This window comes from Thermomicrobiales bacterium (genome assembly GCA_041390825.1).
In the GTDB taxonomy this organism is placed as follows: Bacteria; Chloroflexota; Chloroflexia; order Thermomicrobiales; family UBA6265; genus JAMLHN01.
The window spans coordinates 174,310-188,706 of the sequence record JAWKPF010000006.1; the positions used below are offsets into that span (position 1 = coordinate 174,310).

A 14,397-nucleotide genomic window follows, 5' to 3' on the forward strand; every position below is an offset into this window, starting at 1 on the left:
GATGACCGTCGATGAAATCTCCGGCGGGCGGGTGACCTTCGGGGTGGGCGCCGGGTGGACCCGGCGCGAGCACGAGGCCTATAGCTGGGAGCTCTACGACCCGAAGACCAGAGTCGACCGGTTCGAGGAAGCGCTCGAGATCTGGGATCTCCTTCAATCGAAGGAGCGGGTTACCTATCTCGGCAAGCACTACGAGCTGATCGATGCGCCCTTCGAGCCGAAGTCGTCCCAGGGGAAGTTGCCGGTGCTGATCGGTGGCACCAAACCGCGCATGATGCGGTTGGTGGCCAAGTATGCCGACATCTGGAACTCGGTCGGCGACCTGGACGAGGCGGGGACCGCCAGCAAGAACCTGGACAAGGCCTGTCTCGAGATCGGGCGCGATCCGGCGACGATCGTGCGCTCGGTCAGCCCGGCGCGGGTCTTCCTGGAATCGCCAGCGAAGTTCGAAGAGCACTTTCATGCCTATCGGGCGCTGGGGTTCACCGACTTCCGCCTGCCCTGGCCGCGTAATCCGGGGCAGAAGGAGGTCTTCGACGAGGTAGTGGTCGATCTGCTGCCCAAGCTGCGCCAGGCGTCGTGAGCCAGGCACGGGGCTGGACAACCGGCAACGCGCGGGAGGATGCCAATCCGTTTCGCGGGTGGCTGCTGGGGCATTTCGTGCCGGAGGGGTTGCGGCACTCGGATGTCGTCGAAGTCAAATGGGGCACGTATGCCGCGGGCTTCGGCGAGTCGGACTGGACCGCGTGCCAGACGGGAACGTCGCTGGTGGTGCTGGCGTCGGGGCGGCACGAGATCGAGCTGCCGCAGCAGGTGGTGATCCTGGAACAGCCGGGCGATTACCTCATCTGGGGTCCGGGCGTGCCGCACCGATGGCGGGCGCTGGAGGATTGCGTGGTCATGACGGTCCGCTGGCCGTCGATTCCGGGCGATACGATGGATGTGCCGGCTGCGGAGATCGAGCGGATGCGGACCGACTGAGCGAGTCCTGATCACCGCTGGACACTCGCTGCGGCGAGGAGATCCGTCCTTCGTCAGGATGACCTCCGTAGGTGACGGTGGCGGTGGGCGATTCATCGACCGTCAGTTGGAAGATGTCTGGGCGGGCGTAGTGCCCGATGACATCGAGGTCGAATTTGCCACGGGCGATCTCGCGCAGGTCGAGATCGGCGGTAAGGATGGTTTCCCCCTCGTAGTCTGGACCGGCGATGATCTCGCCGAGCGGGTTGACGATGCAACTCCCGCCGCGAGAGTAGACGGCGTCCGGTTCGTTACTGAACGAGGTGTCGTAGTCGTCCGGATAGTCGCTGCGCAGGGCGTATTGGTTGCAGGAGAGGACGAAACAACGCCCTTCGGTGGCGATGTGGCGCATGGAGGCGAGCCAGCTGTCGCGGGCGTCGGCCGTGGGCGCGCAATAGATCTGGATGCCTTTGGCGTACATCGCGGTGCGTAGCAGGGGCATGTAGTTTTCCCAGCAGATGACCGCGCCGATCTTGCCGACGGGGGTGTCGAAAACCGGGAGGGTGGACCCGTCGCCCTGGCCCCAGACGAGGCGCTCGGAGGCGGTGGGCATGAGTTTGCGGTGCTTGCCCATGAGGGTTCCGGCAGGGTCGAAGAAGAGAACGGTGCAATAGAGGGTGCCGCCGTCGCGTTCGATGACGCCGATAACGAGGTAGATGGCGTTGTCGCGAGCGATGGCGCCCAGGGTGTCCGTGGCCGGGCCGGGCACGTCGACCGACGATTCATGGTAGCGGCGGAAGAGCTCGCGGCCGGCATCGGTGCGCGATCCAACGACCGCGCCGAACCCGGCGCCGCGTGGATAGGCCGAGACGAACGCCTCTGGGAAGAGGACGAGCTGGGCGCCCCTGGCCTTCGCTTTGGCGGCGAGGACGCGAGTTTTCTCCAGCGTTTTCTCCAGATCGAAGGCGACGGGCGCGGCCTGGACGACAGCGACGCGGACGATGTGGTGTTCGGTCATGGTTGGCACCTCGGGGGTGGTGAGTTCGGAGTTCGGGGTCCGGAGTCCGGAGTCCGGAGACGATGGTGGAAATGTAAACAGGAAATGGGAGATTGGGAAATAGGAGATTGGGAAATAGGAAGTAGGAAATGGTGACGAGTGACGGGCGACTGGCAGTTCGTAACAAGTAGCGAGCAACTGGCGACTAGCAACTGCCAACTGACGACTGGTAACCAGCCCGGGCAACAGACGACTAGCGACTGGCAACTGGCAACTAGCGAAAGTGTACACTGGGAGATCTTGGAGGCAGACGAAACCGCCGGTGGGGTGATCGTCGGGCGCGTGGGGATGCCGCTGGGCGGAGTTTGTGGAAGCAGGCAGGTCTTCCGCTCCGCCCGCGGGTGCTGGTTGGGACGAGGATGATGGGATCGCCAGCGCGCTGCGAGGACAGCGGCGCTGGGCTAGCGGCCGGTCTTGGCGTAGGTTTCCGCGGCTTCGGTGGAGAATTCGACCGCCACCACCTTGTCGTTGCCGACCACGAAGGCGTCATGACCGGGTTCGATGACGTATGCCTGGCCGGGGGAGATCTCCAGCTCGGATCCGTCGTCCATGGTGACCCGCAACCGGCCGGAGACCAGATAGCCAACATGGCGCACCTGGCAGGTGTCGGTGCCGACCAGCGGTTTCACATCGTCCGCCCAATGCCATTTCGGCTCGAGACTGATCTGGGCAATTGCCGAATTGCCGACTCGCACGATGTCCGACCGCCCATGGGCAAAGGTGCGCGATTCGTCTGGGTGATCGAAGGCGATGGTCGTGATTCCCGTCATGGTTGCAGCCTCCTCGATCGCACCGTTGACCGCTGCGCCCTGCAGCGGATTCGGCCGCCCGGCGCTGATTCCAATGGTTGGGGCGGCGGTGGAACTCGGTGCGGTTTTCTGCAGTGTGCGCAGAGAACGGGGCGCGCGCATCCGTATTTTTGCTGAGAACGTTTGGCATCAGGGGGACGATTGCGCGAGAAAAAGCCCAGGCCAGCGGTGGGGCGCTGGCCTGGGCCACATGCGAGCGAAAGATGTGGGCTCGGCGCGGACCGAGCGCGATTGGGGACGAGCAATCCGGGGGCGCCTGCTCGTCCGCCGTGCCGATGCGCGGCGCTAGACGAGTCCGAGATACTCTCCCGCGGCCCAACCGACGTAGCCGCCGAGATATTCGATCTGCCACCAGGTATAGCCGTTGGCGTAGACCGGACCGTCGATGACGTAGCCCTCGGTACCGTAGGAGAGGGTGCTTTCGATGGTGTAGCCGGTGCCGGGTCCGGAACGGACGTTCAGGCTGTCGGTCGCCACATAGACGGTCGCGCCAATGTAGATACCGTCGATCGTCACAAGGGCGAGGTACTCGCTTGCCACCCAACCAACGTAGGTGCCGCCGACGTACTCGATCTCGTACCAGACATAGCCATCGGCGGAAATCGGGCCGTCGATGATCAGGCCGTTCGTTCCGTAGGAGATGGTGTCGATGATGGAATAACCGGTGCCCGGACCGGAGCGCACATTGAGCGTGTCGCTGGTGACATAGACCGTATCGCCGATGGAGAACGGTCCACTGGAAACGACGGTCAGGTAGACGCCGGCCACGTATCCGACGCTGCCGGAGGCGTCGACATAGACCTCCCACCACTTGTAGCCATTGGCGCTATAGGGACCGTCCAGCACTTCGACGTAGGCGCCCTCGTAGAGGACTTCCACGATGGCGTACCCGGTGCCCGCGCCAGCGCGCAGATTGAGCGGTCCGGAATTCACCACCGCGGTTGCGCCGATGTAGAGATTGCCGCCGTCGACTACTCCGCCGCCGGAGGCCGACGTGCCAACGGGCGAAGCGCCCACCCCTGCCAGCAGGAACGCCGCGATCAGCGCCAGCCGAAAGATCCCCCGCCTGGAGATCGCCACACTCGAGTCCTTCATACCTTCCCCCGTGACACTGCGGAGCCCCCTTCTGCACGGTTGCGGTGGGAGCACGACCAACCAGGTTCGATACGCTCTGCACGTACGGGAGCCGGCAGGCATGGCGAAAAATCGCCGCTCTGGTCGGGAAATCCCTCCCAAAGCATGCTCAGCGCAAGGGAATACTGAGCCGTTTGCGGTACGGGGTACACGTACATTTTCGCACGTTCTGAACGATTTGTGAATTGACCCGCGGGCAATATCCACAACCTGGGAACCCGGTTTTCTCGCGGCGAACGTACGCACCCCTTTCTGGCGCAAGAAGCGCCTGCAGCCGCTCTCGGGATTCCGATTCCGGTTTCGAGGGTGATCAAACCCCGCACGTGTGCCGGAAAAGCACCGCATGAGACGAACGAAAACGGGGTGGCGCGCGCAGGGTGGCGGGCGTGGCAAGCTTGCGCGTATCGAACGAGAACGGGAGCGGAAATGTCGGTCGTGGCGTGGCTGGGGGGACGGTTCTACTACGGTTGGGTGATCGTGGGGACGCTGGCGGTGACCGAGACGGTCTCGTGGGGTGTGCTTTTCTATGTCTTCTCGGTCTTTCTGGTGCCGATGCGGGCGGAGCTGGGCTGGTCGGATGCGCAACTGACCGGAGCCTATTCGCTGGCGTTGCTGGTGTCCGGGTTCGCGGCGCCGTTCGTGGGGCGCTGGATCGACCGGCGCGGGCCGCGCTGGTTGATGACGGGTGGGTCGCTGCTGGGGGCAGCGATGGTGCTGGCATGGTCGCAGGTGGGAAGCACGCTGGTCTGGTACGGCATCTGGGTCGGCATGGGATTGGCGATGGCGGCCACGCTGTACGATCCCGCCTTCACAGCGGTGACAGCATGGTTCGAGCGGGATCGCGCGAAGGCGTTTCTGCTGGTGACCATCGCGGCGGGTTTCGCGAGCACGATCTTCTTGCCGCTGGCGGCATGGCTCGAGCGGACGCAAGGGTGGCGCACGGCGCTGGTGACGCTGGCCGGGATGTTGCTGGTGTTCGCGGTGCTCCCGCATGCGGTCTTCTTGCGGCGGCAACCGGAGGACTATGGGTTGCACCCAGATGGGGAGCGACGCGCGCACCCGGTCGATCGCGCGCCTCTGGCGGAACCGGCGGGGACGGAGCTGCGGGTGGCGCTGCGCGATCCGACATTCTGGTGGCTGGCGGCAGGGTTCGCGCTGGGGACGTTTTCCACGATTGCGGTGGGGGTGTACCTGATCGCGTTTCTGACCGCGCGCGGGGACGGGCTCGAATTCGCGGCGTTCGCGACCGGGTTGATCGGGGCGGCGCAGGTGGCGGCGCGGGTGCTGGCGACGATTCTGGGGGATCGGGTGTCGCAAGTGACCTTGACGGCGATCGTCTTCGCGCTGCAGGCGGTGGCCGTGGGGATCCTGCTGCTTTGGGAGGCGAATGCGGGGGTGTTGGTGGCCGTGGTGATGTTGGGGATGGGACGTGGGGTGGTGACCCTGATGCGGCCGATCCTGATCGCGGATTTCTATGGACGGCGGAGCTTCGGGGCGATCAACGGGGCGCTGGCGTTCGTGCTGAATATCGCGCGGGCGCTGGCCCCGGTGGCGGCAGGGGTCGCGTTCGCGGCGTTTGGCGGGTATCAGCCGGTGTTTTGGGGACTCGGCGCGGTGTCGCTGCTGGCGGGGGTGTTCGTCTTGGGGGCAGGACGGTCGATGCGAGAGCGCGTTTCCTGAGCCGGAATCATTCCTCGGTGAGTGTCACGCCCGTGCGTTCGTAGTTTCGGACCTCCGTGTCTGCTTGGCCTTACTGCAGACACGGAGGTCTGCAAGTACGCGTGGCAAGGCACTGGGCTTCATAAGGACGGTTGATCCGATGTACTGAGTAACGGGGTCACGCCGGAGGGTGGGCGCAGAAGAAGGATGCAACAACGCTGTACAGGATACCGGGCCTCGCGGCCGGCCGCGCTGCTGGAGGCGGGGCACCGGGCGCTCGTCGTCTCGACCGGAGCCCGCAGGCGGAGTGGAGAAACCGCTTGCTGCGCATGCCCACCGCTCCGGACGGGCGACCGGGCTTCGGGGGCATGCGCCGGGAGAGATTCCTCCACTTCGGTCGGAATGACGACTGCGTCGTCTCGACCGGAGCCCGCAGGCGGAGTGGAGAGACCGCTTGCTGCGCATGCCCACCGCTCCGGCTGGGCGAGCGGGCTTCGGGGGGCATGCGCCGGGGGAGATTCCTCCGCTTCGGTCGGAATGACGGGGGGGGGGGTTAGGGTCGGAATGACGGGGGGGGTGGGGGTGTGAGTGGAATGATGGGGGTGGCAACCCGGTCTCCAGCTCGGAGATCGGGTTGCAGTGGATCACAAGGGGTTCTCACCCACGTCAGCACACCAGCATGCGCTACGGCTCCAACGGCGGGAGCTGGAGTTCGAGGATGCGGTTGTTGCCTTCTTCCACGACATAGAGCGTGCCGTCTGGGCCGACGAAAAGGCCGCTGGCGTTTGTCGGCATGGGTCGATATGACGACCCGAACTAACGCGTTTCCACGCTCTATGCCTCGGCCGAACGCCGGACCGCCTTTCTTGAAACGCTCGATGGATACCGACCCAGTCTGGTCCGGCTCGGGCAGCCCGTTACCCACCAGAACGCCGGAGTGTTTGCGCCCTCCGACGTTCCGATTTTCCTTCCGCTGCCGGTCACAGGTCGAACGACGCGTTCCTCTCGATGCTACCCGGACTCAAGGACTTGGCAGCCGAGCGGGTCGCTACATAACCCTGCTCCGCAGTTCGTTAACTGTTCTCTACACTGATACCCGTTGCAGCTGTAGTAGTGCCAGTCGTCTCCCACACAGTGGCCAGGAAGTCCGGCGCAGTGGCTATCGTCGGTACAGCAGACGGCACCCTCAGAACCAATCTCACCAGGTTGGACGTCAGCCACTGCGCAACCTGTCTGATCGCCGCAGACATCGATCTCACAGTTGTGGCTGGCGTTGTTACAAACATGAGCGGTCAATGTGCACATGCCCGGAGAGCCGCATAAGTAGTACCGCCAGAGCAACGGATACTGTGCGGTTGATTCGCAATAGGTGGGAATAGCCTTGCACTCGGCGTTTGACGAACAACAGACACCAGAGGGGCCGCAGGAAACTGGCGTTTCGGTCGGGACAGGAGCCGGAGTATTGGTTGCCGGAACCGGCGTGTTCGTTGGGATACTCGAGGGTGCCATGGTGGCGGTTGGCGACGACTTGAAAAGTGATGGTCCGGAGAATCCGCGGCGGGCAGCTTCGGTGTCGCGTAGGACGGCGCCTGTCGCCGCCAGGCCGCCCAGGCCAATCAGCGACTTTAGTAGGGAACGCCGCGAGCCATTTTGCCCGAGACGTCGGGTCAGTGCGTCAAACCGCCGATCATCCATGACCTTGCCCTCCAACGAAGGCGTGCGCCGTTGTCGTTCTTATCGGTTCGGTTCATCTGAGCATATCAGCGGGTAGATGCTAATACAATCAACATCACTTGCATTTCCGCTCCGCCCCACTGATGGCTGATCACAACTTTTTCTCATGGCAACCGGACAGAAGGCATGTTGCGCACCAGCGACGACATCGTCGCTGGTGCGGTTGGCCATCATTCACGTCCGGTGCTGATTCGGACGCTTTTCGCTTCAGCAGCGCCGGGAACCGACGTGTTCTCGGACCTCCGGAAGGATCTCCGTGGCGATGCGTCGCAGGAGCGCGGGATCCGGCGGGACGCCGAAGAGGAAGGTGTCGAAGCCGATTTCGGTCGCGAGGTGCGTGAGGAACCCGATCCAGGCCTCGGACGAACCTGAGAATTCGCTGCTGGTTTCGTCGATGGGAGCGGGTGGGGTATCGGTGAAGCCGCCCCAGATGTTGTAGGCGCGGCGGATGGAGGCCGGATTGCGGTCGGCGGCGATGGCGGCGCGGTCGATCGTCGCCATCGCGTCGCGCGCGGCGGCGGGCGGGACATAGCCGAGCGAGGGCACCCAGCCATCGGCCTTGCGGCCGGTGAGCGCGAGGGCGCGCGGCCCCACGACCCCGAGCCAGATGCCGATCCGGTGGGCGGGCGCCGGACCCGGCCGCCAGCCATGGATCTGATAAATCTCCCCGTCATAGTCAACGGACCGAGCGCCGTCGAAGGCAGCGCGCAGGATGTCGATAGCCTCGTCCATGGAGGCGTAGGCCTCACCGGGTGTGCGGCGCGGGCCGCCCATCGCTTCGATGGCGTCCCAGAACGCGCCGGCGCCGAGTCCCAGCTCGAAACGGCCATTGCCGAGCAGATCGAGCGTGACCGCCTGATTGGCGAGCATGGTGGGCGGCCGCAGCGAGAGCGTGGCGACATCGGGAACGAATCGCACTCGCTCGGTGCGGGCAAGCCCCATCCCGATCAGAGTCATCGCGTCGAGTTGTTGCCGGTTGTAGGGGTGGTCCTGAATAGCGATCCAGTCGAAACCCAGCTCGTCGATCAACTCGATGGTGGCGAGGATGGAGGCGGACTGGGCCGCAGCGGGTTCGAGAAAGATGCCGAATTCGATCGGGCGGCCGTAGTCGGGCATGGGAGCACCACCTTCTACGCGTTTCCGGCGCGCGCCTGGGCCAGGAGCGCGGCGGTTTCGGCACTCATCTCGTAGCCGGTTTGGCCTTCGGTCCAGGGACGCTCGAGTCCGAGCGCGGCCGCGGTCTCACCGATGGAATAGGCAGCCAGCGCCACATCCTTGTGCTGCGGAAACTGCAACGCGGCCTGCAATGCTTCAGCGTTCATTCTCGTGCCCGGATGGTCGATGAGATAGTCGAGCAGCTCGCGCGGTTGGCCCGGAGTGACGAGCCCGTAGAACTCGGTTGCGAGGGTTGGTTTGTCTTGCAGGGTCTCGGCCATCAATGCATTTCCTCTTGCTGCTGTTCGCGCGCGACATCGTCGAGGTGAATGTACTGAATTCCGAGCGGTTTGTTTTGCCAGGCGCGGTCGTTGCCGACAATGGCGATCGCTCCGGCGAGACGGGCAGTGGCAATGATGGCAGCATCTGGGAACTTGAGGCGGGTTTCCACCCGAACGAGCGCTGTTTCGACGATCTGTTCTGCACCAAACGGAATGACCAGGAAATTGGGGTCCGCCTGAAGGGACAGCGCGACCGAATCCAGGAACGATCGTTCCACAAACCGAGCCGTGCGAACAATTGACTCGGATATGACGATCGCTGACAAGACGAGCCTCACCTTGTTGCTGGTGAACTTCGCGACAAGCGGGCCCAGAGGTTGCTCGTCTGTGAGAAATGCGATGAGCGCCGAACTGTCCAGCGCAACTGGCACACCCAGTTGCGCCGCTGTGGCACAAACGGAATCGAGTCTGGTCAACCAGCCGTGCTCTTTTCCACTGGAGGCTCAACCGGATCCTCGAAGTCATCCCATTCGTCCCGCAACTCTCTGATGTGCTGCTGGATATCCTCCCAGTCCTTGAAGAACGGTCGCAGGATTCCACGAAGCTCCTCGAGCGTATAGATTCGCGGCTCTCGAGCGGGCCGAAGTTGGACCGTGCCGTCTCGGATTTCGAGTTCGACCGTATCTCCCACTTCGATGCCAAGCGTGCGACAGAGCTCCGCCGGGAGGGTGATGGCATGGCGGCCGGTGACCTTGGCGCGGTAGATCTTGCCGGACGTGCGTTGTTCAGATTTGGGTTTCGTTGCGGTCATCGTTCTTCTCCGGTTCGCAGCGTGCACCGATAGTACGCCGCGCCGCCGGAGCTTTCAATGAACGCTTCACTGAAGACCAGGGCGAGCGCCTAGAACTCGGGAAGATAGGTGTCGTGCGCGCCGTCGACGAGCAGGGTCTGTCCAGTGGTGAAACCGGATTCCGGCAAGCAGAAGAAGAGCACCGCGGCGGCGATATCGTCTGCCTTGCCGATGCGGCCGAGAGGAATCATCCTGGCGCCGCGCTCCCACCAGTCGGCAGGAGGCGATCCGGGACGGTCGCCGATGTTTCCGGGGGAAACGCAATTCACGCTGATGCCGTAGGGACCGAGCTCGTACGCCATGTTGCGGGTCATGACCTCGACCGCGCCCTTGGCAGCGTCGTAGACGAGCGCATCGGTGTGGCAGGCGCGCGCGCCGATGGTGCTGATGTTGACGATGCGCCCGTGGATGCCTTTCTCGATCATGTTCCTGGCGATGTGTTGGTTGAGCACGAAGGGCGAGCGCCAGTTGACATTGAGCTGCTCGTCGAACTGCTCCGCCGACACCTCCCAGAAGGACTGGCGAATGCTCATACCGGCGTTGTTGACCAGAATGTCGAGGCTTGGCGCATACGCCAGCGTTTCGATCGCCAGCCGCTCGGTGTCGGACATGATGGCCAGATCGGCAGGGATGCCATGGGCCTCGCTGCCAATGTCACGAATCGCCTGCACAGAGGCATCGACGGCATGCTGCTCGCGGCCGGAGACGATGATGTTGGCGCCTTCGCGGGCCAACCACTCGGCGATCGTGCGGCCAAGACCGCGGGTGCTGCCGGTGACCAGCGCGGTCTTGCCTTCGAGCCGTCGGGGGTTACTGGTTGTCATCGGTGGATTGGAATTCCTCTCCGTGTACGTCGCCTGCCGCCGGTGTCTCTGGGAAGATCAGCGCGAGATCGAGCTCGAAACCCTCGAGGAGGGGCGATCGCAGCGTGTCGTCGCGGCCGAAACCGTCCAGCAACACGTATACACCGTCTTCGAGCCGCTGGATGCTCACCATCTCTTCGATCGGATCGACGATCCAGTATTCCCGTACGCCGTAGTGCTCATAGAGTTTCGACTTGCGGAGATAGTCCATGCGGGTCGACGACGGAGAGACGATTTCGATGACAAGGTCGGGCGCTCCCACGATTCCGTGTTGTTGCACGATGTCTGCCCGCTCGTTCAGCACAACCAGCAGGTCCGGTTGAACAACATCCCTTGCTGAAAGATGAACATCCATGGGAGCGGCGAATGCTTCACCGCTCGTTGTCACCATGAGGAAGGCACTGAGCGCGCTCCCGAGCTTCATAGAGATGCGCTGATGCGCGGTGTTCGGCGAAGGCGACACGAAGAGTTGTCCTCCAATCAGCTCATAGCGGTTGCCATCGTCGGGGAGCGATTCGAGATCGCTGGCCGTCAGCGGACGCGCGAGCCCGCGAAGGGTCTCGAGCGCATCGGGATAGTTGGTTGCCGTAACCATGGTAGTTGCTCGATTCTGCGTTACTCGTCAGTCTCACCAGGCAGTTCCACAGAACGCGCTGGCGGCGTATCCGGGAAAATGGTATCGAGGTCAAGTACGAATCCCTGGAGCACGACTGAGTACAAATCCGCGCTGCGCTTCAAGGTCGCGGAGGGAGCGAAACGATCGCCGTCGAGACCATAGACGGTCACCGTTTCGGCCATTGGGTCGACGATCCAATACTCCTGGACACCGCTGCTGGCGTAAAGCGCGGCCTTGTCCACGCGATCCGTCGTTTTCGACGATGGCGAAAGGATCTCGACGACCAGATTCGGCGGTCCAACGATACCGTGTTCCTGAACGATCTCCTTCCTGTCGTCGAGCACCACGAGAAGATCGGGCTGGACCACGTCGTAAAACGAAAGCCGGACGTCTAGCGGTGCGACATAAATCCTTCCTGACTGCTGACTCGCGAGATAGCTGCGGAGCGCGCTCGCGAGTTCCAGCAAGACGTGCTGATGCCGCGTCGACGGTGAAGGAGACACGATGAGCTGTCCTCCAATGATCTCGTAGCGGTTTCGATCATCTGGGAACGACCGGAGATCGTCGGCATCGAGCGGGCGCTGAAGCGCGATCTCGCGAAATGCTTCGGGGATGAGATCGGGTTGCGTTGCTGTCACCATGGCCGTGTTGCCTTTCCGGATGCGAATGGATCGATTCTATACCGCTTGCGTGGACGAATGCCGCCGCATAAGATGGAAGAACTTGGCGGCTGGGCCGCCTGTTCCGCTGGGGTCGACCCAGCCTAGATTGGCCGGTGCGCTATGACGAATTCGATCCTTGTTCGATGCCCGGGGCTGGGGGAGTAACCAGACCACCTTCGACGAATCGCTTCGTTTTCGCAGAAGTCCTTCCTCCCCCTCGAGCTGTGAACGACGTTTCACCGCTCACATCTGGCGCGCTCCGCGCTGGTTTGCCCCTGATGCCACGTTTCCCTTCGATATTGGATTGCCAGGCACGCGCTCGGTGGAGAGGTGCGGTGGCAACGGCGATGGTGTTTATGTTCCATGGGCCGTGCGGCCAGGAACTGGAGTGAATCGAATTGGCCAAGTCTTCGAATCGAAACCAGTGGGATTTCGACGACGAATACGATGACGATGTACGACCCCAGCGTGGAAAATCGGGGCGCGGGAAACAGGGAAAGGTCTATCGCGCGCCATCGTTGCGGCAGACCGAACTGGAAGAGTTCAAATGCGGTCATTGCAAGACGTTCGTGGGCCCGCCCATCAGCGGCGGCCGGCAACGCAACCATTGCCCGCTCTGTCTTTACTCGAAGCATGTCGATCACACGCCGGGTGACCGGAAGAACGAGTGCCGCAGCCTGATGAAACCGATCGGCACCGCGTTCCGGCGCAACGGGGAGCAGGTGATCGTGCATGAATGCCTGGGGTGTGGCGAGGTGCGCTATTGCCGGGTAGCGGCGGACGATCACATGATTCTGTGCGCTGAGCTGCCTGTGCTCGATCTACCCAGCCGGGAGCAGGCAGATTCCCTGGACGAATACATTGCCCAGGGACCGAGTCCCTCCGCGTGATCCCACCGTTGAAACGCTGGGCTAAACCCCTTGGCGATCCCCCGGATTCCAGCTGAAAAGCATCAAACATGCCGGGTTAGCGTGATTCGCGCGAACGAGCTGTCTGCCGCTGTCGCATGTGGGCAGCTCGTTCGGCGATCCTTGCACCCGGTCCTCTTCGTCCGGGGTTGTCTTACCCGGTGCGTTTGCGGAAGAGCCGGTCGATCCCCATCGCCGCCATATAGGCCGGGGTGGCCATCTCGTAGCTGGCGAGCACCTCGGGATCGGGTGAATCGAGATCGTTCGCCATCTTCGCAGTCAACGCTTGCGTCACCTGTGGTTGACCAGCGCCACGCTCGAACAGCTCGAACCCCAGACCGACGAATCCCTCGACTTCGGGCATGACGCGGCTGAGGTGATAGCCGGGATCGTAGACCGGTCCGAAGTGGGTCAAGCAGAGGCGTTTGGCTCCCAGCGCTTCCATACGGGCGACGCTGTTGGCCCAGGCGCCGGGATCGAGATCCGGGGGCGGGGTCGGCGCGCAAACGTAGGTGTGATCTGGCATGCGCACTCCGCCCACATCGCCCGTGAAGAGGGTGCCGGCCGCCTTATCCCAAAAGGCCACATGGTGCCAGGCATGCCCGGGGGTGAAGATGACCTGGAGATTGCGGCCCGCGACGCGCATGATCTCCTCGTCTTCGAAGGCGACCACCTGCTGCTCGGGAATGGGCGCGAACTCGCCCCACAGCGGGCCCATCTGATCGCCATAGATGCGGGTAGCGCTATTGATGAGCTTGGTGGGATCGACGAGATGCGGCGCGCCGAAGGGATGGACATGCACGGTGAGGCCGGGATTCTCCCGGGCGAGCAAGCCAGCCGCGCCCGCATGATCGAGATGAATATGCGTGACGAGCACACGGGTGAGGTCCTTGACCGTGAACCCGATCCGGCGCATCGCGCTGCGCAGGTTCTCGATGGTGGAGCCAGGGCCGGTCTCGATCAGCACCAGTTCATCGTTACTGACGAGCAGATAGGCGGCCACAACCTGCTTGCGGCCCTGAAAGCCAAGGTCGATCAGAAAGAGCCCGGCATCGAGCTCCTCGATCGCGTCCGCCACATTCCATTCCCACGTGTCAGCCATGCCCATTCCTCGATCTTCGTTTCAGACTGGGGAGGATACTTCAGGCGCAGGGCGTTGGTCGGCAGTTGTCAGTTGCCAGTTGTCTGTTGTCTGTTGTCAGTCGTTGGTCGTTGGCATCCTTTCCAGTTGCTGGTGACTGACGACTGACAACCAGCAGCCTGGAAACCTCGGACGGTGTGTCGCATGCGCGCTCCTGCCCGTATACTGTGGGTTGGGAAGGATGTAGGGACATGCGCCGGAACCGCCCCCGCAGGGCCGGCAGCCGCGCAGCCAGCAGACGGAGGGAGTGGTGGACGGCGGCGAGTTGCTGACCGTGGCGGATGCCGCGGTTCGTCTGGACCGATCGACCGAGCAAGTGCGGCGCTATTTGCGCGAAGGGCGCTTGAGCGGGCGGCGCATCGGCGGCCAGTGGTTCATCGAACAACATGCATTGCAGACCTTCGGGGAGCAGAAGCGGGATGCCCGCGCGTTCCTCGACAAAATCGCATCTGCGGCGGTGACCGATCCGCTGGGATCGACCATCGGCATCGGAGCGGGTGGCGGCAGCAACCTGGCGGAAGGCAAGAACGCCTACCTGCAGGCCATCTGGCGGAGGCGCTAAATGGTC

General features: G+C 63.3%; 16 protein-coding genes. 5 read left to right on the top strand and 11 right to left on the bottom strand.

The features are described from left to right. Position 1: 1 nt before the first annotated feature. Positions 2–583, top strand: coding sequence for an LLM class flavin-dependent oxidoreductase (locus R2855_03245; GenBank protein ID MEZ4530023.1), 582 nt, complete (start codon positions 2–4; stop codon positions 581–583). Continuing rightward, positions 580–981, top strand: a complete 402-nt coding sequence (locus tag R2855_03250; protein MEZ4530024.1) for a hypothetical protein — start codon at positions 580–582, stop codon at positions 979–981. Before R2855_03245 ends, R2855_03250 begins: the two co-directional genes overlap by 4 nt. Here the strand turns inward: R2855_03250 and R2855_03255 are convergent. From R2855_03255 to R2855_03265, 3 genes are all read right to left on the bottom strand, one after another. Then, the gene (locus tag R2855_03255) at positions 899–1,978 is read right to left on the bottom strand and encodes a nitrilase-related carbon-nitrogen hydrolase (GenBank protein MEZ4530025.1); all 1,080 of its coding nucleotides are present in this window, start codon (positions 1,976–1,978) and stop codon (positions 899–901) included. The genes R2855_03250 and R2855_03255 overlap by 83 nt on opposite strands. 440 nt (positions 1,979–2,418) lie before the next feature. Continuing rightward, positions 2,419–2,787, bottom strand: coding sequence for a cupin domain-containing protein (locus R2855_03260; GenBank protein ID MEZ4530026.1), 369 nt, complete (start codon positions 2,785–2,787; stop codon positions 2,419–2,421). Positions 2,788–3,111: 324 nt separating this feature from the next. Beyond that, the gene (locus R2855_03265; protein MEZ4530027.1) at positions 3,112–3,921 is read right to left on the bottom strand and encodes an SH3 domain-containing protein; all 810 of its coding nucleotides are present in this window, start codon (positions 3,919–3,921) and stop codon (positions 3,112–3,114) included. Between the two features lie 465 nt (positions 3,922–4,386). Here R2855_03265 and R2855_03270 point away from each other — a divergent pair, with 465 nt between their 5' ends. Beyond that, a complete protein-coding gene (locus tag R2855_03270; GenBank protein ID MEZ4530028.1) occupies positions 4,387–5,640 on the top strand; it encodes an MFS transporter in 1,254 nt (417 codons plus the stop codon). A gap of 1,920 nt (positions 5,641–7,560) precedes the next feature. On the opposite strand, the gene R2855_03275 is transcribed toward R2855_03270, so the two are convergent. The 7 genes from R2855_03275 to R2855_03305 form a co-directional block, all read right to left on the bottom strand. Beyond that, a complete protein-coding gene (locus tag R2855_03275; protein ID MEZ4530029.1) occupies positions 7,561–8,469 on the bottom strand; it encodes an LLM class flavin-dependent oxidoreductase in 909 nt (302 codons plus the stop codon). A gap of 14 nt (positions 8,470–8,483) precedes the next feature. After that, on the bottom strand, positions 8,484–8,789 hold the full coding sequence (locus R2855_03280; protein ID MEZ4530030.1) for a DUF6416 domain-containing protein: 306 nt from the start codon (positions 8,787–8,789) through the stop codon (positions 8,484–8,486). Further along, entirely contained in the window at positions 8,789–9,265 is a 477-nt protein-coding gene (locus R2855_03285) for a PIN domain-containing protein (GenBank protein MEZ4530031.1), read from the bottom strand. The genes R2855_03280 and R2855_03285 overlap by 1 nt, the downstream gene beginning before the upstream one ends. Next, the gene (locus R2855_03290; protein ID MEZ4530032.1) at positions 9,262–9,600 is read right to left on the bottom strand and encodes an AbrB/MazE/SpoVT family DNA-binding domain-containing protein; all 339 of its coding nucleotides are present in this window, start codon (positions 9,598–9,600) and stop codon (positions 9,262–9,264) included. The genes R2855_03285 and R2855_03290 overlap by 4 nt, the downstream gene beginning before the upstream one ends. Before the next feature lie 89 nt (positions 9,601–9,689). Next, complete coding sequence (locus R2855_03295) at positions 9,690–10,463, bottom strand: SDR family oxidoreductase (protein ID MEZ4530033.1); 774 nt, start codon at positions 10,461–10,463, stop codon at positions 9,690–9,692. Beyond that, a complete protein-coding gene (locus R2855_03300) occupies positions 10,450–11,097 on the bottom strand; it encodes a Uma2 family endonuclease (GenBank protein MEZ4530034.1) in 648 nt (215 codons plus the stop codon). The genes R2855_03295 and R2855_03300 overlap by 14 nt, the downstream gene beginning before the upstream one ends. Positions 11,098–11,117: 20 nt before the next feature. Further along, positions 11,118–11,759 carry a Uma2 family endonuclease gene (locus R2855_03305; GenBank protein MEZ4530035.1) on the bottom strand — a complete coding sequence of 214 codons (642 nt, stop codon included), beginning with the start codon at positions 11,757–11,759 and terminating at the stop codon, positions 11,118–11,120. Between the two features lie 419 nt (positions 11,760–12,178). On the opposite strand from R2855_03305, the gene R2855_03310 reads away from it, so the two are divergent. Further along, the gene (locus R2855_03310; GenBank protein ID MEZ4530036.1) at positions 12,179–12,670 is read left to right on the top strand and encodes an RNHCP domain-containing protein; all 492 of its coding nucleotides are present in this window, start codon (positions 12,179–12,181) and stop codon (positions 12,668–12,670) included. A gap of 172 nt (positions 12,671–12,842) precedes the next feature. Here the strand turns inward: R2855_03310 and R2855_03315 are convergent, their stop codons facing one another. Further along, complete coding sequence (locus R2855_03315; protein ID MEZ4530037.1) at positions 12,843–13,790, bottom strand: MBL fold metallo-hydrolase; 948 nt, start codon at positions 13,788–13,790, stop codon at positions 12,843–12,845. Between the two features lie 289 nt (positions 13,791–14,079). Here R2855_03315 and R2855_03320 point away from each other — a divergent pair, with 289 nt between their 5' ends. Further along, a complete protein-coding gene (locus R2855_03320; protein ID MEZ4530038.1) occupies positions 14,080–14,391 on the top strand; it encodes a helix-turn-helix domain-containing protein in 312 nt (103 codons plus the stop codon). Positions 14,392–14,397 lie beyond the last annotated feature (6 nt).